Here is a 22,371-nt window from a genome sequence, read left to right on the forward strand (position 1 = left end):
AAATTTACGCCTTTATGCTAGAGATATTAAAAACTAGAAAATTTTAGAAGCGACAAAACCACGCTAATGCAAGGCGATGTCCAAGATAAGACTAGGCTAAAAGAAGCTTTAAACGGCGTAGATAGCGTATATGCTGGGCTTGCTGGCTCGCTTGAGGCTATGGCTAGCTCACTAGTTAGCGCCATGAAAGAGACTGGAGTAAAGAGGCTAGTTTGGATAACATCTTATGGCATTTACGAGGGCGAAGTGCCTAGTGGCAGGCGCGCTCCAAGCTCTTACATAAACTCAGCCAAGATCATAGAAAACTCTGGTCTTTGCTACACGCTGATACGTCCGCAGTGGTTTAGTGATGCTAACGAGATAGACTATGAGGTCACGAGCTGAAGCAAAGGCGAGAAATTTAAAAATGAAAATGCTCAAATTTCAAGAAGATCTATCGCAAATTTAGTTAAAAGATGCCTGCTAGATGGCTTTGGCATAAAAGATAGTCTTGGCATCAATAAAAAAGAAATTTAAAGGATCAAAATGATCGAACATTTGCTACTGTTTTTTGCACTGCTAGCCATCATCATCGCTTTGGTGATGGTCTCAAACCACCTAAAAGTCGCCTATCCAGTGCTATTAGTCCTTGGCGGGCTGGCCATTAGCTTTGTGCCAAATTTACCCACCATCAGGATCGATCCAGAGCTTATTTTCATCATATTTTTACCGCCGCTTCTTTACGAGGCCGCATGGGCAAACTCACTAAAAGAGCTCTATAAATGGCGCCGAGTGATTGGCAGTTTCGCCTTTATCGTGGTTTTTATCAGCGCAGCAGCTATTGCCGTGATAGCAAATTTAGTGATCCCTGGCTTCTCGCTCGCCCTTGGCTTCATGCTTGGCGCCATCGTCTCACCACCAGATGCGGTGAGTACGGCTGCGATCTTTAAATTTGTCAAAGCACCGCGCAGGATCAGCGCTATTTTAGAAGGCGAGAGCCTTTTAAATGACGCATCATCGCTCATCATCTTTCGCTTTGCCGCAGTGGCAGTGACTACTGGGCAGTTTATCTGGTACAAGGCGGCTGCAAGCTTTGTCTGGATGGTGGCTGGCGGTGTTTTGGTCGGTCTTGTGGTGGCACTTGCGGCTTATTTTTTACATAAAATTTTGCCAACTGATGAAAACAGCGACACGATAATGACGATCACGACGCCTTATATCATGTATATCTTGGCTGAAGAGCTTGGTGCTAGCGGCGTTTTGGCGGTGGTTTGTGGCGGACTTTATCTCTCGACTAAGAAAAATGAAATTTTCACCGCTTCAACAAGGATCCACGCAGTGCCCGTTTGGAACAACTTTATATTTTTGCTAAACGGCCTTGCCTTTACCATGATCGGCCTTGATCTGCCTGAAATTTTATCAGGCCTCAAGCGTAGCGGCGTCTCGCTCTTTAAGGCGATCTCTTACGGCGTTTTGGTCACTGCCGTGCTCATCGTTATCCGCCTCATGGCATCTTATGGCGCCGTTTATATCACGATGTTTATGAAGCGCTATATCAGCGTGGCGGACGATCGTAACCCAGGCAAAGCCACACCTTTTATCGTCGGCTGGGCTGGCATGAGGGGCGTTGTCTCGCTGGCTGCGGCACTTTCTATCCCTGCCATGGCTGGGAGTGAGCCCTTTCCGCACAGAGACCTCATCTTGTTTATCACCTTTGTCGTGATCTTGCTAACGCTTGTGGTTCAGGGCTTAAGCTTGCCACTGCTCATTAAAAGCGTGAAATTTCCAGACTTTAACGACCACATGCCAAATGAGCTTGCAAGGATCAAGATCAAAAAGGCACTTGCGCAGGCTTCGCTTAAATTTAAAAAAGAGAAATTTGTGGGCGATGAGCATTTTTTATTTCAAAAGCTTGAAGAGGTTTGGAATTTCGAGCTTGAGAGCGAAAATTTTGAGATCAGCGACGAGGCTAGACAGAGGTATTTTGAAATTTTAGAGGAGCAAAGAAAGGCGCTTTGCGAGCTAAACAAAGACCCAAAGATCGATGAAGAGGTCATTAGGACGTTTTATATCACATCGACCTTGAAGAGCAGAGGTGGCGTGCGCATAGCGAGCACTAAAATTTTCTCCCGACGCTGCAGCTTACCGCACCGCAAAATCTCTTACCAAATTTGGCCTCGACGATGAGCACAAGCACGAAAAATATCTTCTCATCGTTTAGCCGTGCGATCTGGCGCAGGGTCTGGCTGGCGTTATTAAATTTAACATCATTTTCGCGCAAACTCTTGCAAAACTCAGTCTCGTCAAAGCCAAGCATGCGTGAAATTTCACTGATCGTGTAAGGCTCAAGCGAAGCGATGATGCGGTCCATGTTACATATAGTTGGATTTTTGCGGTGTGTGGTGACATCGATTATCTCATTTACGAGCTTTACTAGCTTTCTTCTGCGGTTAAAAAGGTGCAAGATCACGGCACAAACGATCAAAGCTCCTGCAAATTTGTGCGCGCTCATCATCCACTCACTATAATCACCCATGGCGAAATTTAGCCCAGTAAATGCAAGCAGGCAGATCCCACAAGCAAGAGCGCAAACAAGACAAAATTTATATATCACTTCTACTTTAAGCAATGCAAATTCCTTAGTTTTCTTGAAATTATACACCTACTATGCAAAAAATGAAGAGCGCCAACTAAAAATTTAGCTGGCGCATTAGAGTAAATTTAGCTAAAACTTGTAGTTAAAGCTGAGATTAAAGGTGCGTGGATCGCCATAAACCATCATGTTTTTGCCAATGCCCTCGTAGTATTTTTTATTAAAGAGATTGTCGATATTTAGCTGCACGTCAAAGTTTTTAGCAAATTTATATCCAAACATCAAATTTGCCAAGGTGTAGCCCTTTTGTGTGATCTCACCTGCGCCTTTGCCAGTGTAAATTTTGCTCTTATACATAGCCCCAGCTCCTACTCTAAAGTCCCTAAATTCATACTTTGCAAATAAATTTGCTGTGCTTCTTGATGAGTCGGTGGCGTATTTCTCGCCATTAGCATCTTTTGCGTTAAAGTGCGTTGCACCAAAGCTTAGGCTTAAGTTTTTAGTGATCTCGCCGTTTAGATCTAGCTCGACGCCCCTACTTGTCACGCCTTTGCCAGATTCATATATTTTGGCATTTGTTGCTGGATTTATCTTGCCAGTATCTATGCCAAGCTTGTCTTGCACGATCTTAAAGACGCCAAGACTTGCTTGAAGTGCCCCGTCAAGATACTCGCCTTTGATGCCCACTTCATAGTCCTTGCCTTGGATCGGATCAAGATATTTGTCGTTTGCGTCCTTTAAGCTTTGGGGTTTAAATATGCTCGTGTAGCTAGCATATAGAGTGTGGTTTGCTCCGATGTCGTAAGTGATGCCAAGATATGGCGTGATCTCATTTGTGAAATTTCTATTGTCTTTGCCACCTTCGATCTCGTATTTGTAGTAGCTCACCCTAGCACCTAGCAAAAATTTAAGCTCATCGGTGATTGATAGTTTATTTGCCGCGTAAAATGCCTTTTGTATCGTTTTATCTTTATTGTTTTGATCTTCGTAAGGAAATTTTGGATCATCAAGGTGTAAGTTTTTAAAATCAATCCTGCTTCTTGCCGTATAAGCAAGCCCAGCTGGCGTAGTCCTTTGCAGCCAGTAGCTACTTACCTTATCGCTACTTTTTTTATAGTTGTTATACATAGCGCCAAAGACAAACTCATGAGATAAATTTGCTATCTCGTAAGGGATATTTGCGTATGCATCGACGTTGTGGATGTTCTCCTCTCTTTTGTTTGCATAAGCGCTAAGACCACCTATGTTGCCGGTGTTATCTAAATTTACTTCTCCTATGCTACCTTGTCCGCCGTAGTAGAGTAAATTCGAATCAGTATTTGCTCGTCTAAATGAGTAGCTTAAATTTAAGCTAGCTTCATTTTCAAAGTAGTGCTTAAAATCAGCGTAAAAATCAAGCGTCTTTATATCCCACCTAGTCCAAGGCTGAGAGAAAATTTCATTTTTACTAAAATTTGTCCTAGAGCCATCTGCGTAAAAAGCTGGCATACCTCCCCACCTAATGCCACGGCGTCTTAGCTCTTGGTAAAACGCACCAAGACTAAGCCATGAGCTATCCACCTATGTCACTATCAACTACGCCGTAAATCGCGCTATTTTTGCGGTTGTAATAATCCATATAAGAGTGCGACTTCTCATTCATAAAAGAAAGCCTCGCTCTGACGCTTCCGCTCTCATTTACGGGCGTTTGCACATCGCCATTTACGCCGTATCTATCGTATGAGCCAGCACTTACACCAAAATTTCCTTTTAGCTCCTTTGAGTCTGCCCTTTTTCTTATGAAATTTAAGCTTGCAGCTGGGTTGCCAGCGCCTGCAAGTAGGCCATTTGCCCCTTTTACCACCTCAACTCTTTCATAAGGCAGCAAGCTCATATCATTTGCACCAAGACTAAAGCCACCAAAGCTAGGCATCGAATCAAGCAAGTAATAATCTATCTTAAAGCCACGAGCTGTCGGATATACGCGCTCGTCCCATTTGTTTAGCGTGATGCCCGGGATATTTCTAAGAAGCACCTGATAGTCTTTGATGCCTTGATCTTTTAGCCTGGCCTCTGTTAGCACAGTTAGCGACTGGGGCGTTTGACGAGAGGTTAAATTTAGCCTAGTTGTGCTCTTTACAAGCTCTTTTGCAAAGTAGTTTGCGTCGTCTCTTCGCTCACTCTCCACGACATCGACCGCTTCCAAAACCTTGTCATTTTCACTAGCGTAAATTTGAGGCAATGTTAAATTTAAAGCAACTAAGCTAAGTAAAATTTTTTTTCATTTTTTCTCCTTTTAAAATTTCTTTTAATCCACAAATAAAGCCCTGAGATGCTCAAAACTAACGGCGAGATACCCACTATAAACCAGATAAATTTTGTAGTTTGGTTGTAGTTTCCAAAGTGCGATCTTCTAAAGGTCGAGAGGATTTTCTCACTTAAATTTGCATTTTTTATGTCTAGGACGCTAACTAGCTCCCCGCTATCTTTGTCATAAGTGATCACGCTTGAGTATTCGTTATGCACGAAACTTTGCCATATCACGTAGCCAAAGATGCGGATGTTTGCCCCTTGCATGAAAGGCAGCGAGATGAAGTGTGGTTCAAAGCCTTTTATGTCCTTTTTCGATCTAGTGACCAGCTCATCAAGGGATAAACTTTTGTTATAAATTTTTGCGTCTATTACGAAGTCATTTTTAAACTCTGGCATGCGTGCCATCCTAAATTCCCACCAAGCGCCGCTTATACAAATGAGCAGTAAAACTGGCGTGCAAAAAATTCCTATTATCTTGTGGATGTCATTCATAAAAACATTTAGCCCATTTACGCGCAATCTAAGCAGAGTTAGCCAAAATTTACGGTAGATCACAAAGCCGCTTATGCAGATAAAAAATGTAAAAATAGCTGTTAAAAAGAGGATGATATTGCCACTTTTTTCAAGCAAAAGCTCCTCATGGATATGCGCCAAAACCCCGAAAAATCCCTCATCATGCGCAAGTGGCTCACTCTTTATCTTGCCGCTAAAAGCATCAAAATAGATAAATTTCCACTCTTTTTTGCTGTCATTATGCTCGATTAGCCAAATTTTGTCACACTTTTTAGGGTTTGCATCGATGTTTATGCCAACCATCTCGTAGCCACTAAGCTCGCTTGCGACGATATCTCTTAGCTCATCAAAGCTGATCTTTTTGCTCGAATTTTCTTTGTTTAAATTTACATTTACGATATTTGGGTGAAAAAGGCTGTTTAGCTCGTCTTTATAAACTAGGATCGCGCCGCTAAAGCAAACTACAACAAGCGGGATAAAAAAGAGAAGCGACAAATATGCATGCACCTTGTAAAAAAGCTTTAAATTTAAAAATTTCACCCCTTTTGCCACCTTTTTAAAAATTAGTTTTGATAACAGCTCGCAATTTTATAAGATTTTTGCTTTTATAATTTTTAAAACCATTATCAAAATATAATTTTAAAAAGAAAGTGACGTTTGTGAAATTTGAGTTTAGAAAGGTAAAAATTTGATTTAAAAAAGAGAGATAACTCCTCTTTGTGTAAGCGGAAAAGCCAGAAAAGGGGGAAGCAAAGTCTTAACCGCTACAAAAAGGAGGGCCCGTTTAGGACGATGAAATGTTATTATTTAAATATAAATTTTAATGAAATTTTAGTTAATAAAAAAGAAATTCTGCGTAATACTAAAGTAAATCACGATATTTAGGCATTTTCTAAAGAAATTTCTCTTTTAAAATGGTAAAAATATATGCTTTGCGTGAAAGAAAAAATCACATTTGAAATTTCATTTTTATTACTGCTAAACGTGGTTTATTCAAAAGTTATTTTATTTTTTTTCAAAAGTTCTATCAAATTTTAAAATTTATGAGCGAGCATATCACGCTTCTAAATTTAGTGGCGAATAGTTATGAGCCCTAAATTTAGTAAGTTGCTAAGGCGAGTGAGTAAAGTTTTAAAATTTGCAAATTTGCTTCGTCAATTCATATAAGTGTCAAGTAAATTTTAAAATTGCATGAACGAGTAATTTCGGCTCTAAAATTTGAGCTAAGCTATAAGCGAAGCCAAATTTTAGTAGTCAATTCTTGCGAGTGAATGGAATTTTAAAATTTGTAAAATAGCAAATTTCTATTTTTGAAATCTCAACTTTAAATTTATAAACTCTTTTATCCAAAAGGGAGACAAGGGGACTTGAATTACGAAGTCGCTCCCTTCCCCCTTAACAATCCCCTAACCCCGACGACGTTAGAAGTGCATGCGATAGCACTGTCGTGCCGCATGAGTTTTATGTGAGAGAATTTATAGTAAATTTTAAAATTTCATGAACGAGTAATTTCGGCTCGACAATTTGAGCTTAGCTGCAAGCGAAGCCAAATTTTAGTAGTCAATTCTTGCGAGTGAATGAAAGTTTAAAATTTGCGAATTTACTTCGTCATAGATATAAATGTTAGATAAATTTCAATTCTTAGGCACAAGCTCTAGGACGTTGCAGGCTCGTTTGCTGCCCATCTTGCAAGCCTTATCAAGGGCATTTGCAGATAGATCAAAGCTCTGCTCTACGCCGTTTCCTTGTAGATATTTTGTAGCTAGCTCGTAGCAAGCTTCACTGCTACCATTTTCACAAAGCGACTTAAATATCTCATAAGATCTAACCATATCTTTTTCAACGCCAAGACCTCGCCCTAGCATATCAGCATATAAAAAGCAAGAAGTTTTGTCTTTGTTTTCGCACTCGCTTGAAAGCTTTTTAGTAAAGCTCTCGCAAGCTTTTGCGTCACTTTTGTTGATGCAGTTTTGCATATTTTCATCCCAGTTTGCGCTTAGAGATAAAACGGCAAAGGCTAAAAATAAAATAGATTTTTTCATAAATTTCCTTGAGAGAGATAAACCCCCTTTGGGGGAAAGGGGGTCATTACAAAAAGGAGGTTTCTTGTTGGACAAGTGGAATAATACAAGCCTCGTCTAAATTTAAAGCCAACTCTTATTTAACAAAAAACAATCAAACAAGATCTCTCTTGCTAAAGCCCAAATAGCCGCAAACTAGCAAAATCGCGCCAAGTACCAAAGGATAGATGATCGCATAAGCTACGAAGGTCGCTTTTGAAAATGTGCCTAAGATAAAGTAAGACGCAGTGCCGATGACTGCTAAATTTGGATCAAAAAGGCTAAGCGCTGCTATCCTAAAAAGCTCGATCGGATTTAACATCGCGATAGAGTAGATGACGTACTCATCGACTGAGCTTCGCATAAGTAGCCCAATGAGCGCTAGGTCGATAAAAGCTAGCATGATAAGCCAGAGCAAAAACGCCACGCCTTGGCCAGTTTCTTGGTTTTTAATAAGGCTTGAGATGAAAAAGCCAAGCGATAAAAAGACGATACTTAGGCTAAAAAGCAGGCCAAAGTAGAGCACCAGCACGCCCCAAGGTATCGACACGCCCTTTATAAAGCCAACCACCACGCAAAGCAAAAGCGAGAACAAAAGCGGCACAAAAACGACAAATGTCCGCCCAAGCGCCTTGCCAAAGTAGTACTCTTTAAGGCTTAGTGGAAAGCTTAGCACGTATTCAAGCAGGTTTGTATCTCTGTCTTGATTTATACTTCTAACGGTTGAAATTAGGATAAATATCGGCACGATGATGACGCAAATTTGTATAAACAAAAGTAGCGCCCTTGTTAGCCCAGAAAAGCCTAGCACGCGCGAGTCGGTCACTCCGCTAAATAAAAATCCTATCATCAAAGCAGAAAAAAGAAGCGCATAGATCGCAAACCACCTCGAGCGAAACGACTCTTTGACGTCTAGTTTTGCTATTAAAAAAAGGTTATTCACTCTTGCTCCTTAAATTTTCTTCTTTGATGATCTTGCCAAGGTCCATATAGACGCATCTATCAAGCAAATGAGCGATCTCATCTATGCGGTGCGAGATGAAAACTAGCGTCTTTTTTTGCGTGAAATTATCGAGCAAATTTTTAAAAGACTCCCTTGCTTTTACGTCTAAATTTGCCGTTGGCTCGTCAAACATCAAAATTTCACTATCTTTGGCAAATGCGATGGCTATTAACATCTTTTGCTTCATGCCGCCAGAGAGTTTGTAAAAGGACTTGTTTAAATTTGCATGCAGGTCAAGCTCTAAAAGCTTGCTAAATTTCTCAATATCTTCAAATTTGACATTTGAGCTTTTGCAGACAAACTCGCAAAGCTCACGCAGGCTAAATTTAAGTGGTGGCGGGGTTTGCGGCACAAATGAGATAAACTTTAGCGCCTCTTTTCTATCTTTTAGGGTATTTACGCCATTTATCGCGACACTTCCGCTATTTGGCACAAACTCGCCCAAGATGATACGCATGAGCGAGCTTTTGCCAGCTCCATTTTGCCCAAGTATCGCTATCTTTTCGCCAGCATTTACATTTAGACTGACGCTATCAAGTATCTTTTGTGAGCCAAAAATTTTCGTTACTTCTTTTATATCTATCAAAAAATTTCCTTATATGAGTTTCTTAAAGCCGTTGTCAAATTTAAGCGCATCCTGGTGGCAAACATCGATACACCTGCCACAAAGCGTGCAGTCAGCCCCTGCTATCCTAAAGAGCTTTTTACTATCATCAGTTTTTGCTCCCTTTTTTGTCATAAAAAGCACGTGTGGCACTAGGCAAACATCGGTGCAAACCAAGCAGTGATCGCACTTTTCTTTATCCCAGCTGACCTTTATCGCATTTGGCTTAGCTAGTAGCGAATATGTCGCTCCAATAGGGCAAACATATCTGCACCATGCCCTACGTGAGAAGAAAATCTCAACCACAAGCATAGCTACAACAAGCCAGATAGCGTGAAAGTAGCCATAGATGATAAATCTTGAAAATATCCCAACGACGTTAAAAATTTCAAAGACTAGGCTTGAGCTAGCAAAGCTAAGAGCCAAAAACAAAATGGTAAAAGCGTATCGCCACTTTGTGTCAAAAACTCGCGGCTTTACTATCTTTTTGGCGCGCAAATTTTCATGAATTTTCTCAGCTATCTCGCTTATAAGTGAGTACGGACAAACCCACGAGCAAAAGCCCCTGCCACCAAAAATGATGTAAAAGGCTAGGATGCTAAGCGAGCCGATTAGTAAATTTACATGAATTTCATGCGTTGCTAAAAAGACTTGCAAGCTCATAAATGCATCTGCTAGGTGAAAGCCAAGTATCCTTGAGGCGCTGATGTCGCCCTCTAAAATTTGCACATCGACCCTGTAAGAGAGCACAAATAAAAGATGAACCAGCACGATAGTAAAAATTCGCCAAAAACGTATGCTTGGGCGCTTTTTGCCATCTTTTGTGGTCGTTATTAGCGTGCTTAGAAAGCTTACATTTCTAACGGTCGCACGAACGTTATATTTATCCATTTTTACTTTTTAAATTTAGAAATTTCATCAGCAAGGCTGTTTAGATCGCTGTCGCTAACATTTGTCAGCAAGCCCTTCATAAGCGTGTTTTGCACCTTGCCAGCCTTATAATCAGCCAGTTTTTTTAGCAGGTCCTCTTTGCTTAGATGAGTGATGTCAGGCGCTACTATGCCTTTGCCATTTGCGCCGTGGCACGGAGCGCAAGAGGTAAGGTATTGCTTGCTAACGCCTTCATTTTGCGTCTTAGCCACGCTTAGGCTTAGCTCTTTTACCTTTTTTAGCTCATCTTCGCTGGCAAATTCCTCGCTAGACTTTGACTGCTCTTTTGAGATATTTTGCTCCACTTTTGGCTGAACGCTAGCTTCTGCTTTCTCCTTTTTAGGCGGAGTTTGACTTAGCATAAACACCATGATGCCGCATATCAGCACCGCTAAAATGATCGTTATGATTTTTCCGATTTTCATTGTTTGCTCCTAAACTGCGCATTAAAATCGCTTATCTCTTTGGCTAGTTTTCTAATCTCACTCTCATCCATCTTTTTAACAAGATCACGCATTAGCACATTTACCTTCTCTTTGTTTTTATAAGCGTTTATCATCTTGAAAATTTCATCCTCGCTCTTTGTTAGAAGAGATGGTCCGATGATGCCATTTGCGTAGTCGTCGTGGCAGGCTGAGCACTTAGTGATGAAGTCCTTGCTAAGTCTGCCCTTTATAAGCCTTAAATTTATAGTTTGAAGCGGGCTTTTTACCATGGCAAGCGCTCCGATCTGGCGGCTTACGTTGTTGTCTTCAAGACCAAATTTGACGCTTTTTTCGCCGTGCATGTCGTATTTTATAAATTCATTTTGCTTATTTGCGCTCTCGTTGTTTTCATTTTTTTCGACCTTTATGCTAGCACTTGTCGCTACCTTTGCGCCTTGCTCGTTAGCAGCCTCTTGCGCTTTGTCCTCGCTCTTTTCACAGCCGACAAATATCAACGCAGCAGCTATTAAAGGTATTATTACTCTCATTTTTTCTCCTTGTAAATTTCATCATAACTCATCTTTGGGGCGATATTTATGATCTTTGCTGGGCAGACCTCAGCACAAACACCACAACCAACACAGCCATTTTTTATAAGCGGCAAATTTGCCTCGCTCATTGCTATCGCGCTATCGCCAACTGGACAAAGCGTGACGCAAAGATCGCAAATTTGACCGATCTTGCCTTTTATCTTATCTTTTAGCGCCTCTTCTCTGTCGTTATAGGCTTTGCGATCAAGCAGATGTTTAACGCCGGCTTCGCTTAAATTTTCTCTTTTCACGCTCAAACAGGCCACCGTGTCACTTAAAACTGCAACGCCCATTTTGACATCGCCCACGACCTTTGTGGCGTGATCGAGCGCACCGCTAGGACAGGCTAGCACGCATGGGAAAAGGTCGCACAAGTAGCAGCCTCGCTCTTTGGCGTCGATGTGAGCTGATCCACTTGAGTAGCCATCTTCTATGTCAAGCAAATTTATGCTGTGATAAGGGCAGACTTGCACGCACTGACCGCATTTTACGCAAAGATCATCAAAGTCATCAACAGCACCTGGCGGTCTAAGATAGAGTTTGTCGCCACTACTTTTTGGCAAAAACTTACCTATGGCGTATCCAGCCACCGCTGCGGCTGAGCCTATTATCATAAAATTTCTTCTATCCACGTTTCGCCTTTAAAGCGTTGAAATTTGAAACATCAAGCGGTTTTATCCTTGGCGAACTATCTTCAAGTAGCTTTATCGGTTCAGAAAATGGAGCTAGTTTGGCTAAGAAATTTAAGACGCTAAAGACGCTTGAGCCATAGAAAAACTGCAAATTTGGATAGTATTGCCAAAGCTGATCGATGTATGAGAGGTGCAAAAATGGCGTGTCGCCGTAGCCATCTTTATCTCTATCAAAGCTCTCATACTCATCATAGTAGTTCTTGCTCCATCTATTTAGTAGCATCTTTTCGCCTGGGGTGTCGTTTACGACGATGTCCATGTTGCCGATGAAGTCGTTGTTTTCAAAGATACTTGTGCCTTGCGTGGCGTGAAAATAGACGCCAACTACGTTGTGTAAAATTTTATTGCCTATAAAATTTATAGTTGATCCCGGCTGAAACGGCGAGTTATCAAGCAAGATGCCACGCGCGTTATAGACAAGGGTGTTATTTTCTATCGTAAAGTCAGACACATCCTTTAGCCCGATGCCGATGCCAAAGGTGCCATCACTATCCATAACGAGGTTATTTTTTATACTTGAACTAGCTGAATACATAAAAAACATACCAACAGCGTTGCCGATAAATTCGTTATTTTCGACTAAATTTTGATTCGCATACATAAAATGCAGCGAATATCTGCTGCCAACTGCTTTGTTGCTTAGAAATTTATTGTGGCTTGCGTACCATGCGACCATGTCACGGCTGTCACGGATGTTGTTGTGCTCGATCAAATTTTCATGGCTATACCAAAGTCTCACCGCATCGCCTCTAAAGCCAAGGCTAGCGCCCTTTTTTGAGGTGATGTTGTTTTCAGTGATCTTTGAGCTACTGCACTCTTTAAAGTCAATCCCAAAAAGCACATCGCTTATGTCGTTTTTAGAAATTTCAACGTTATTTGCCTTGTCACAGCCTATGCCAGCGTCTAGCTCGCCAAGGTCGTTGCCACTGCCACTTATCTTTAAATTTTTAAGTGTCACGTTTGAAGCGATGATCTTTATAACGCTACCTTTACCACTCCCTTTTATATGGGCGTTTTTGCCCTCGCCAATAATCGTAAGAGGCTTATTTATCGTTATGCCACCTTCATAAACGGCATCCCCCAGCTTTATCACATCGCCAGGGCTAGCGTTATTTATCGCATCTTGAAGGACGTTTGCAAAGCCAAAAAGTGGTAAAAAAACAAGGGCAAATTTAGAAAATTTACGCATTTAGCTCTTTTTTCTTTGAAAATACCGCAAGTATGCAAAGCACGCTCATCACCATCATCACCCAAAAGCCAATAGTTGGGTATGAGTGCGTTGTAAAGTGCGCCACGCTACCATCGCCTAAGACCGTTGGCATAAATGGCTTGATCTTAAAGGCGCCCCACTCTTGCATGTTGTGTCCGTACCAGTATAGCCAGCCCACAAATGCGCTCATAAATAGCACCGGTGCGATGATGGTTGGCACCATTAAAAGTGAGTTAAATTTACCGTCATAGTATAAAAACGCAAGCATGCAAAGTGTGGCGATAAGTAGATAATAAGGTGCGATCGCTCGCTCTAAATTTCCGCCATGCTCCATAGGATACATGCCGATGTAGTGGTTTATCGTATTCATCTCGTGCACGTCGCCACTATATCCATCTACGTGAAAATATACTGGTATGCCATCTGGAAAGGCTGCCTTTGGATAGTTTGGCGCTTCAAGAGATACGTACCAGATAGGAAGAGATGGTGTGCCGATCTCTGCTTTTTGCTCGATCATCTTATGAAGATCGCTTGCTACCTCTTTTGGCAAAAGGTGGTTTTTATACTGAAATGAGCTATAAAGATCATAGATAGTGTAACTATAAGATGGTAGCTCGTCGCCATTAGCTATACGCTCTTTTGCTCCGTGCCAGCCAAGAACTGGCAGAGTAAAACAAACGCTCATGATGATAAGTGCAACAATGGTATAAATTTTATATTTACTCATAATCTCTCCTTTAAATTTTAAAATTTAGCCTAGCAAAAGTTAAATTTTAAAATTTAAAAGGGGCAAAATGCCCCTTAAAACTACATGCCTGCGTTTTCGTCTATCCATTTTAGATACTGGATGATATTTTTGATCTCTTCGTCGTTCATGTGCTGATTTGGCATTCTAAGTTTAAAGAAATCAATCATCGCTTTAACGTAGTCGTCGTTATAGAATTTAGCAGGATCTTTTATGAAGTCTGCTACCCATTTTTCGCCGTTTTCATGTCTTAGCAAGACGCCAGTTAGATCTGGACCTGAGCTTACTTGACCGATGACGTGGCAACCATTACATCCGCCTTTTAGATAAGCTTCTTCGCCTTTTGCAGCAGCTGGGCTCATCGGAGTTGCGATCTCTTTAGCTAGGTTGTTTTTAGCTCTTAGACCAACGTCGGCAGTTTTTACCATGTATTGCCATACTTGGTACTCCCAAAGGATAGCGCCATTTACGTCGCCTTTTTTGTAAGCTTCGTCAGCTTTAGCTTTTACCTCTTTGATGTGGCCGTATTGATCAAGTGCGTCATCAACCAAAGCTTTTACTTTTGGATATTTCTCATAATGTTTCTCTTTTAGGTATTTAACAACCTCTTGGATAACATCATCAGTAGCTTTGTTAGTTGCGATTACTTTGTCGTACTCAGCTTTTAAAGCCTCTGGACTTAGAGTTTTTAGCTTGCTATTTTTTGCAGATTCATATTTTTTATTTGGATCTTTAACAAGCAAATAACCCATCATCTCTAGGTGAAGTGCTGAACAAAACTCGGTGCAGTAGTATGGGAAGACGCCTTCCATATCAGCTACGAAATTTACTGAAGCAGTTTTGCCAGGCTCTAGTGAAGCGTGGATGTTGTAAAGGTCGATGCCAAAGCCGTGAGTCTCATCTTGAGCGCGCTCTAGGTTTGTTAGGTGAATTGTTACATTATCGCCTTTATTTACCTCGATGTGCTCTGGGTTGATGTGACTTCTGATCATTGTTGCATAGACAGTTACGTTTTTGCCGTTTCTCTCAACTCTTTCTTGACCAGCTAGAGTTACATATGGGCTAGCCTCACCTGTTCTTGAGTTTGTACCCATGTTGTAAGTAAGCGCTGGAGTTAGTTTGCTAGCAGCTATTGAAACAACGTCGTGTGGCTCACCAAGTGGGATAGGCATATCATAGATTAGCTCCATTTTTGGACCATTGATGTCTATTAACTGGTGGTTTTGTGGATGGAGTGGGCCAACTGGGTTGAAACGATCGATTGAAAGTTTATCAAGTGCGATTGCATATTTTCCAACTGGCTTTGCTGATTTGCCCTCCATTGTGTCAAGGTGACCGATGTTGTAATGAACATTTACTTTATCAAGCACTTTTAAATTTTTGTAGTCCCATTTTACGATTTGACTATCAACGTAAAGTGAAGTATAGACTACACCATCTTGTGAGTCAAATGATGTATGCAGTGGTCCAAGGCCAAGTTCGACTTGTCCGTGCATTGTCTTTTCTCTATCTAAGATAGGTATGCCGTACGGGTCAGTGCCAGCGTACTCTTTTTTGTCGATTAGCTCTTTGATCTTTTTAAAGTCATAAACTGATGCGTGAGTATCAAGCTTGCCGCCAACGATGATGTATCTGCCATCTGGAGTTACGTCACAACCGTGTGGGCTCTTTGACTCTGGGATCAAAAATAGTGCTCCAGCTTTTACAGCAGCCTCTATCGTGACCACTTTGTGACCATTTATAACTTTGTAGTTTTTCTTGTCTTGTGCAAGTTTTTCTAAAATTTGCCAGTTATAAACGTGTAAGAAGTCGGTGTCATTTCTACTTGCACCTGCCTCAAATGGAGGAAGGCCTTTTTCGATACCGCCTGTATACATCTCACTATTTATCGAGTTTGTAAAGCCCCAGCCGTAGCTCTCGCCTTTACCAGCGTCGCTTAGGTCTTGCCAGTATGGAGGAAGCTCAAGTGAGAAAGATGCTTTCTCGTCGATCTTGCCTTTTGGATAGTCAAATTTCCAAAATGTCACAGCGCCTCTATAAACGGCTTCGTAGTCGTCCATTGAGTGATAGTTATCATCAAGTGGAGCTGCGTACTGGCTAGCTTCGATGACATACTCGCTGTTTGGAGTGATGAAGCTACCGCCGTGCTCACTCTTCATGATAGGGTTTACGACCATTTGAGTTGTCTCAAAGTCTTTTAAATTTATAACAGCGATCCTTGGGTTTGCTTTGTCGTTGATAAATAGATAATCGCCAACATACTCACCATTTTTCTCAGTGAAATTTGGGTGGTGTGTATCGCCCCAAGTTATCTCTTTGCCCCTGATGTTGCCTTGTTTTAAAACAGCTTTTGACTCATCGTCATAGCCATATCCTTGCCAAGGCTCTGGGGTGAAAACGCCGATGTATTTGTAAATTCTCATCGACGGAACGCCATAAACTAGCACTTGACCACTCTGCCCGCCAGATGAAAAGACGATGAAATCATCTTTTTTACCGCTTGGCTGGTAAGTCTTAGCAGCTGCAAGGACATCTTTTTCGCTTAGCCCGCGCTCTTTCATGACTTTTTCAAGGTCACTACTAGCAGCACAAGCAGCGGTTAAAGATAGCCCAAGCAGTGCAGCACTTGCGACACAAAATAACTTTTGCATTTACTCTCCTTTTTAAAATGAATTTATCTCTAAACTCTTTGTCTTATTGCCTAGATCCACGCCAACAAGCACGTTTTTATCTATAAATATTTCTTTTATCTCGCCGCTAAAAAGCTCTTTTTTACCCTTTAGCTTGAAGCTTTTGTCAAATTTATAGATCACTCCATCCTCGCTAGCTACCAAAACCTCATCTCCCGCGCAAGCAAGAGCTGAAATTTTAGATCTTAAAACTTGCTTTTTAGCTCCACTTTTAAGATCTAAAATTTCTCCGTTTCTAAAGCCTATGAAAATTTCATCATCGCTAAATTTACAGGCACTTATCGGCGCAAAGCCAACACTTTTTTGCTCTTTTGCGTTAAGCTTGTTATCAAGCAAAAATGCCTTGCCATTAAAGCTTGTAAAAAACACTCCCTCACCAAGCGGTAAAAAGCTAGAAATTTTATAAACATTGTTAAAATTTTTTGATATCAATTTTTTAGAACTCTTGTCAAAAATGGCGATTGTTACGACATTTGCCATATCGCAAGCGACGTAAATTTTCTCTTTTTCTAGCAAGATATTTGAAACCTTACAGCCAACATTTGGCAGTGCAAAGAAAAATTCCTTCTCGCTAGCTACCTTTACGATCTGGTTGTTTAAATTTGCAACGTAAAAAGAGCTCTCATCAAAAGCGCATCTTTGATCTTTGTAAATTTTCTCCTTTAAGCCTAGGCTTTTTGTCTCGCCATCTTTTACAAAGATGATATTTTGACTATTTTCATCGACAAAACAGCCTTTATCCTCAGCAAAAAGCGCCATCAAAGATAAGCTAAGACATAGCAGAAATTTCATTATCTAGGTTGCTTTCATCGTAAATTTAAAATTAACAAAAATATACATATTCATATCTTAAAAGCAAATTAGAAGTTAATTTGCTTTCTTAAGCTTTTAAAGAAAAATATCAATAATTTTTTTTAAATTTTGCTATTTACAATAAATAGACTTTGGAATTTAATGGATAGAAATATACTTTTGATAAAATTTATTATCTATAAAAGTTCGTATTTTAGGTATCTTATGCATTAAAATTTAAATTATAAATATTTTTTTAAAAAAATTATTTAAATTAGATAATTATATTAAGAAATGAAAAAATCCTCTTGCGTTTTGAGCAAAGCTTAAATTTTAGATTTTTGATATTTTTTTGCTTAAATTTGCTGATAACTTAAATTTGCTTAAATAGGCTATAATCTGCCAAAAAAAGGAGAGATAATGCTAACACATTTAGATGAAAAAGACCGTCCAAAGATGGTCGATGTAAGCCCAAAAGATCCCACTAAAAGAGTAGCAACTGCTAGCGGGATCATCAAAATGAGCAAAGATGCTTTTAAGGCGATCAAAGAAAATACCGGCAAAAAAGGCCCAGTCATCCAAACAGCCGTTGTCGCTGCGATAATGGGCGCTAAAAAGACAAGCGAGCTAATACCTATGTGCCATCCACTGGCCATTTTGGGTGTGGATTGTGACATCGAGGAGCTGCCTGAGATTTGCGCTTTTAAGCTTTACGTGAGCGTAAAGATCGAGGGCAAAACAGGCGTTGAGATGGAGGCGCTAACAGGCGTGAGCGTGGGACTTTTAACCATTTACGACATGGTAAAAGCCATAGATAAAGGTATGGAGATCAGTAACATCGTGCTAGAGAGCAAAACAGGAGGCAAAAGTGGCGAATATATGCGATCTAAATAACAAAAAGGCAAAAATCGACTACCCAACACACTGGGAGTATAAGGCGATCTTTGACGCTGGCGTAAATGCCGAAGAGAAGGTAAAAGAGATAGTAAAAGATAGAGAATTTAAGCTAGTTTTTTCAAAATTTAGCAAGGATAAAAAATACGCTAGCTACGATCTAGCCGTGCTAGTTTTAAGCGAAGAAGAGAGGCTGGAGATATTTTCAGCGCTAAAACACGAAGCAAAATACGTTTTATAAGGCAAAAATATGGATAAACTTGAACAAAATTTACGTGATTATAAAGATAGCGAGGGGCTACTAACTAGCATAAAGGCTCTTTGCAACGACTTTTTTAGGGACGTCTCAGACAAAGACGAAAACACATTGCCTGATCTTTTGAAGCAAAAGATGAACGAGCTTTACGACAAGATGGATAAAGAGAGCCTCATAAATGCTAAAAACCTAAAAAGCGCTATGGAGGGGATAAATCAGGCCCTAGTTAGCGGCGAAGAGAAGGAGCTTTATGAGCTATTTGATAAAAGAGATGAGATAAATAGAACGATCGAGGCAAAGCGAGAAGAGATAAAAAATAGGCTAAAAATTTCATTTGAAGCGGCTGAAGAGGTCGTAAAAGATAGAAATTTTGGCGAAAAAGAGGAAATTTTAGAGCTTTTAAATAACGCCATTATCAGAGAAACAAGGATGCTTGGTATCTTAAAAGAGAGCGCTCAAATCGCCTTTTTAACGACACTTGAAGGCGCAAAGGACGTAGAAGAGACCGCTGGTGCAATAGCTAAAAATATGACCTACGCTGCGATAAGAGGCGGGGAGTTTAGCAAAGAGCGAATGTTTGAAATTTCAAAAAATATCATCAGTGCAGCGGGGAATTTAGCAAATGAGGGGCATATATTTGCAAAAGAGCTCATAAAAGGTGCGATAAATGGCACAAGAGATGGCATCTTAAGAGCTATTGAGAAGCTAAAAGATGAGGCGAAATTTGCTCCAGACGAGCTAAGGCTAAACTCACAGCTTTTAAATTTAAAAAACGTGGATGAAGAGTTTATAGCGCTTCTTAAAGAGCTTGAAAATGAATTTGACGGCGTGGCTAAAAGCGAGATCGAAAGCGTGATAAATAGCGAGCTTGACACAAATCTAGCAAAATTTAAACGCATAAGCGATCAAGCGATGGAGCAGATCAGCTCAAGGCTTGAAGAGCTAAAGTCAAACGGCGTTGCAAAGTTTGTGAGCGAGGCGAACAATAAATTTGAAGCCCTAAAGCAAGAGCTAAACGACAAGAGCAAAAAGCTAAAGCTAAATTTTGACGCAAACGATAAGCTTGAAGGCCTCAAGCAAGATATCGCAGAGTTTGAGAAAAAGGCGAACGACAAGCTTGAAGACATCAAACAAATGGATATAAAATCAGAAGCTAAGAAATTTGGCGACAGAGCATATCAAGCCGCAAAAGACTTCATAAACGTCATAAAAAAAGATAAAAAAGAGGAGTAAATTTGCCAAGCTTTTTGGCAAATTTATCATTTTGGCTAGGTCTTAGCCTAGCCCTCTTATAACTTAAATTTATAAAAATAGATAGAGTAAAAACGCACCCAAGATCAAGCGGTAGATGACAAAAGGTAGCATCCTGATCCTTGAGATGATCCCCATAAATAGCTTCACGCAGATATAAGCACTAACTGCACTTATGATGACGCCAAGGGCGATATCGCTCCATGGCAAGGCGTTTGGATCTTTTATAAGCTTGATGCTCTCAAGTCCGCCAGCTAGGATGATGACAGGTATCGAAAGTAAAAATGAGAAATTTGCACTGCCTTTGTGGCTAAATCCTAAAAAAAGTGCCGCTGTCATCGTTATGCCTGATCTTGAGACGCCAGGGATGAGCGCCACAGCCTGCGCTAAGCCTATGATGAGAGCAAATTTTATGGTCATTTCGTATTCGCTTTTGTTTGTTGAGCGAAGATCAGCAAAGTAAAGTGCGATGCCAAAGATGATCGTTGTAACTGCGATCACAACGCCGCTTCTTGCGTACTCTTCGATCACGTTGTTAAACAAAAGCCCAAAGATGCCAACTGGGATAGTGGCAAATCCCACGCACCAGACAAGCAAGCTATCACCCACCATCTTTCTTTGCGCGATCGAGGCAAAAAAGTCGTGAAGTAGCTTAAAAATCGTATCTTTAAAATAAAAAAGTATCGCGCTTAGCGTACCAACATGCACTGCCACGTCAAAAGCAAGCCCTTGATCTGGCCAGCCAAGTAGCTTTGGCACCAAGATGAGATGAGCCGAGCTTGATATCGGCAAAAACTCGCTTATGCCTTGCACCAAGGCCAAAACGATAACGTGAGAAATTTCCATAAAATGCCTTTTTGATTTTAGATTGTAGCTGGGGATTTTACTCCCCAAAGTTAAATTTTATATAAGTTCGCTAGCAAAATTTGCAAGCTTTTGCGGAGTAAATCCGAAGTGATCAAATAGCTCATTTGCCTTGCCGCTGGCGCCAAAGCTGTTCATGCCATAAACTGCGTCAGCAAATTTATACCACTCATAGCCAGTTGCTGCCTCAACTGCGATGATGGTTGTATTTTTATCTAAAATTCTAGCAACATACTCAGCTGGCTGCTCGCAAAGCAGATCAAAACAAGGCGCTGATACGATATTTGCACCGATGCCTTGCTCAGCTAAAAGTGCGGCTGCTTTTACGCAGAGTGAGACCTCGCTGCCGCTTGCTATAAATGTGATCTTTGCATCTTTTGCCGAGCTTAAAAGATATGCGCCGTTGCCAACCTCGCCAAATTCGCCTTTTGCAAGTGGGTCAAGCCCTTGGCGGCTAAGTACAAATGCACTTGGAGCGTTTAAATTTAGAGCCGCTTGCCAGCTAGCTGCGTTTTCGTTGCCATCAGCTGGGCGGAAAGTGTAGAAATTTGGCATCGCTCTAAATGTGCTAAGCTGCTCGATAGGCTGATGTGTCGGACCATCTTCGCCAACGCCGATGCTATCGTGTGTGAAGACGAAAAAGTGCTTGATGCCCATTAGCGCTGCTATCCTTGCACTTGGCTTTAGATAGTCGCTGAAAATGAAAAATGTCGCTGAAAATGGCAAGAAAAGACCGTATCTGGCGATGCCATTGTTGATAGCTGCCATGGCGTGTTCTCTGATGCCGTAGTGGATATTTTTGCCATTTGGGAAGTCGCCCATGCCCTTTAGCTCGGTCTTGTTTGAAGGAGCAAGATCAGCGCTACCGCCGATAAAGCCAGGGAGTTTTTTCGCTATCTCGTTTAAAATGACGTGGTTTGTATCTCTTGTGGCTAGCTTTTTGTCGCTAAAGTCTGGAAATTCGATCTTGCTAAAGTCTGGATTAAGAAGTGAGTTTAATAAATTTTTGCCTTCAATGCTTAACGCCTCAACCTTTTTGTTCCACATCGCCTCTTCAAGATCGCCCTTTTCAACTGCACCTCTAAATCTTAAAAGCACGTCCTCGTCGATAGCAAATTTCTTCTCAGGGTCAAAGCCAGCTGCGGCCTTTGCCTTTTTGATGATCTCTTCGCCAAGCGGTGCGCCGTGGCTGTGGTGGCTGCCCTCAAGCTCCATTGCGCCGCGTGCTATGTGCGTGTTTGCGATGATGAGATATGGCGACTCTTTCTCGTTTGCTTGCTCAAGAGCAAATTCGATCTGGTTGTAGTCGTGTCCGTCGATGCGTGCGACCTCCCAGCCCTGCGCCTCAAACCTTGCCTTGACGTCCTCGCTAAATGCGATCGCTGTGTCGCCCTCGATCGTGATGTTGTTTGAATCATAAATGAGAACAAGGTTGTCTAGTCTTAAATTTCCAGCGATTGAACATGCCTCGTAGCTTATGCCCTCTTCAAGATCGCCGTCGCCGCAAAGGCAATAAATTTTATGATCGATTATTTTATTATCTGGCTCATTTAGCACGTTTGCAGCGTATTTTTCTGCCATTGCTAGGCCAACTGCATTTGCTACGCCTTGACCAAGCGGGCCAGTAGCCATCTCAACGCCTGGAGTGTGAATTTCTGGGTGTCCTGGAGTGTTTGAGCCAAGTTGGCGGAAATTTTTGAGCTCATCTAGGCTTAGATCGTAGCCGCTTAGGTGCAAGAAGCTATAAACCAAGCTTGATGCGTGACCACCGCTAAAAACGAGCCTATCTCTGTTTAGCCATTTTGGATTTTTAGGGTTGTGTTTTAAAAAGTTGCTTAAAACCACCATGATATCGGCTAGGCCCATAGGAGCACCTGGGTGTCCGCTGTTAGCGTTTTGCACCATATCAGCGCACAAAAATCTTATAGTATCGGCTTGTTTTTTTAGCATATGATCTCCTTTTATTGCGTCAGATTATACAAAAAAGT

The 22,371-nt window shown here is 41.2% G+C and carries 20 protein-coding genes and 1 pseudogene; 5 read left to right on the forward strand and 16 right to left on the reverse strand.

Annotated features, from left to right (window positions below; all coding sequences use genetic code 11):
• The first annotated feature begins 66 nt into the window (after positions 1-66).
• Both G6W43_RS04755 and G6W43_RS04760 read left to right on the forward strand, forming a co-directional pair.
• Positions 67-384: an NAD(P)H-binding protein gene (locus G6W43_RS04755; protein WP_242040034.1), complete on the forward strand. Its 318-nt coding sequence runs from the start codon at positions 67-69 to the stop codon at positions 382-384.
• A 141-nt stretch (positions 385-525) separates the two neighbouring features.
• A complete protein-coding gene (locus tag G6W43_RS04760; protein ID WP_242047616.1) occupies positions 526-2,166 on the forward strand; it encodes a Na+/H+ antiporter in 1,641 nt (546 codons plus the stop codon).
• On the opposite strand, the gene G6W43_RS04765 is transcribed toward G6W43_RS04760, so the two are convergent.
• From G6W43_RS04765 to G6W43_RS04830, 14 genes and pseudogenes are all read right to left on the reverse strand, one after another.
• Positions 2,096-2,608: a chemotaxis protein gene (locus G6W43_RS04765; protein WP_103581798.1), complete on the reverse strand. Its 513-nt coding sequence runs from the start codon at positions 2,606-2,608 to the stop codon at positions 2,096-2,098. The two genes, G6W43_RS04760 and G6W43_RS04765, sit on opposite strands and share 71 nt — an antisense overlap.
• A 96-nt stretch (positions 2,609-2,704) precedes the next feature.
• A pseudogene (locus G6W43_RS04770) lies at positions 2,705-4,826 on the reverse strand (TonB-dependent siderophore receptor).
• On the reverse strand, positions 4,811-5,917 hold the full coding sequence (locus G6W43_RS04775; RefSeq protein ID WP_194169284.1) for a PepSY domain-containing protein: 1,107 nt from the start codon (positions 5,915-5,917) through the stop codon (positions 4,811-4,813). Before G6W43_RS04775 ends, G6W43_RS04770 begins: the two are co-directional and overlap by 16 nt.
• A 1,094-nt stretch (positions 5,918-7,011) precedes the next feature.
• The gene (locus G6W43_RS04780; RefSeq protein ID WP_002941585.1) at positions 7,012-7,419 is read right to left on the reverse strand and encodes a tetratricopeptide repeat protein; all 408 of its coding nucleotides are present in this window, start codon (positions 7,417-7,419) and stop codon (positions 7,012-7,014) included.
• A gap of 133 nt (positions 7,420-7,552) precedes the next feature.
• Positions 7,553-8,380, reverse strand: coding sequence for an ABC transporter permease (locus G6W43_RS04785; protein WP_009295293.1), 828 nt, complete (start codon positions 8,378-8,380; stop codon positions 7,553-7,555).
• The gene (locus G6W43_RS04790) at positions 8,373-9,026 is read right to left on the reverse strand and encodes an ABC transporter ATP-binding protein (RefSeq protein WP_194169285.1); all 654 of its coding nucleotides are present in this window, start codon (positions 9,024-9,026) and stop codon (positions 8,373-8,375) included. Before G6W43_RS04790 ends, G6W43_RS04785 begins: the two co-directional genes overlap by 8 nt.
• Before the next feature lie 9 nt (positions 9,027-9,035).
• The gene (locus G6W43_RS04795; RefSeq protein ID WP_009295289.1) at positions 9,036-9,935 is read right to left on the reverse strand and encodes a NapH/MauN family ferredoxin-type protein; all 900 of its coding nucleotides are present in this window, start codon (positions 9,933-9,935) and stop codon (positions 9,036-9,038) included.
• A 2-nt stretch (positions 9,936-9,937) separates the two neighbouring features.
• On the reverse strand, positions 9,938-10,399 hold the full coding sequence (locus tag G6W43_RS04800) for a c-type cytochrome (RefSeq protein ID WP_194169286.1): 462 nt from the start codon (positions 10,397-10,399) through the stop codon (positions 9,938-9,940).
• A complete protein-coding gene (locus tag G6W43_RS04805; RefSeq protein WP_194169287.1) occupies positions 10,396-10,947 on the reverse strand; it encodes a c-type cytochrome in 552 nt (183 codons plus the stop codon). Before G6W43_RS04805 ends, G6W43_RS04800 begins: the two co-directional genes overlap by 4 nt.
• Positions 10,944-11,621: a 4Fe-4S dicluster domain-containing protein gene (locus G6W43_RS04810; protein WP_149703985.1), complete on the reverse strand. Its 678-nt coding sequence runs from the start codon at positions 11,619-11,621 to the stop codon at positions 10,944-10,946. The genes G6W43_RS04805 and G6W43_RS04810 overlap by 4 nt, the downstream gene beginning before the upstream one ends.
• Positions 11,614-12,870 (reverse strand): nitrous oxide reductase family maturation protein NosD, encoded by a 1,257-nt coding sequence (locus tag G6W43_RS04815; protein ID WP_194169288.1) that lies wholly within the window; start codon positions 12,868-12,870, stop codon positions 11,614-11,616. Before G6W43_RS04815 ends, G6W43_RS04810 begins: the two co-directional genes overlap by 8 nt.
• Complete coding sequence (locus G6W43_RS04820) at positions 12,863-13,618, reverse strand: cytochrome C (RefSeq protein ID WP_103579332.1); 756 nt, start codon at positions 13,616-13,618, stop codon at positions 12,863-12,865. The genes G6W43_RS04815 and G6W43_RS04820 overlap by 8 nt, the downstream gene beginning before the upstream one ends.
• A gap of 80 nt (positions 13,619-13,698) precedes the next feature.
• The gene (nosZ, locus tag G6W43_RS04825) at positions 13,699-16,287 is read right to left on the reverse strand and encodes a Sec-dependent nitrous-oxide reductase (RefSeq protein WP_194169289.1); all 2,589 of its coding nucleotides are present in this window, start codon (positions 16,285-16,287) and stop codon (positions 13,699-13,701) included.
• Between the two features lie 12 nt (positions 16,288-16,299).
• Positions 16,300-17,118 carry a hypothetical protein gene (locus G6W43_RS04830; RefSeq protein WP_194169290.1) on the reverse strand — a complete coding sequence of 273 codons (819 nt, stop codon included), beginning with the start codon at positions 17,116-17,118 and terminating at the stop codon, positions 16,300-16,302.
• Between the two features lie 417 nt (positions 17,119-17,535).
• Between G6W43_RS04830 and moaC the strand changes: the two genes are divergently transcribed.
• From moaC to G6W43_RS04845, 3 genes are read left to right on the forward strand one after another with little or no spacing between them, the layout of a single operon-like run.
• Positions 17,536-18,012, forward strand: coding sequence for a cyclic pyranopterin monophosphate synthase MoaC (moaC, locus tag G6W43_RS04835; RefSeq protein WP_180997186.1), 477 nt, complete (start codon positions 17,536-17,538; stop codon positions 18,010-18,012).
• A complete protein-coding gene (locus G6W43_RS04840; protein WP_103617612.1) occupies positions 17,987-18,253 on the forward strand; it encodes an HP0495 family protein in 267 nt (88 codons plus the stop codon). The genes moaC and G6W43_RS04840 overlap by 26 nt, the downstream gene beginning before the upstream one ends.
• A gap of 9 nt (positions 18,254-18,262) precedes the next feature.
• Positions 18,263-19,501, forward strand: a complete 1,239-nt coding sequence (locus tag G6W43_RS04845) for a hypothetical protein (RefSeq protein ID WP_194169291.1) — start codon at positions 18,263-18,265, stop codon at positions 19,499-19,501.
• 69 nt (positions 19,502-19,570) lie between these two features.
• On the opposite strand, the gene G6W43_RS04850 is transcribed toward G6W43_RS04845, so the two are convergent.
• Positions 19,571-20,365 (reverse strand): undecaprenyl-diphosphate phosphatase, encoded by a 795-nt coding sequence (locus G6W43_RS04850; RefSeq protein WP_103598708.1) that lies wholly within the window; start codon positions 20,363-20,365, stop codon positions 19,571-19,573.
• A 57-nt stretch (positions 20,366-20,422) separates the two neighbouring features.
• Complete coding sequence (gene tkt, locus G6W43_RS04855) at positions 20,423-22,333, reverse strand: transketolase (protein WP_194169292.1); 1,911 nt, start codon at positions 22,331-22,333, stop codon at positions 20,423-20,425.
• Between the last annotated feature and the right edge of the window lie 38 nt (positions 22,334-22,371).

Source organism: Campylobacter concisus (genome assembly GCF_015229965.1).
GTDB classification, from domain to species: Bacteria; Campylobacterota; Campylobacteria; order Campylobacterales; family Campylobacteraceae; genus Campylobacter_A; species Campylobacter_A concisus_BD.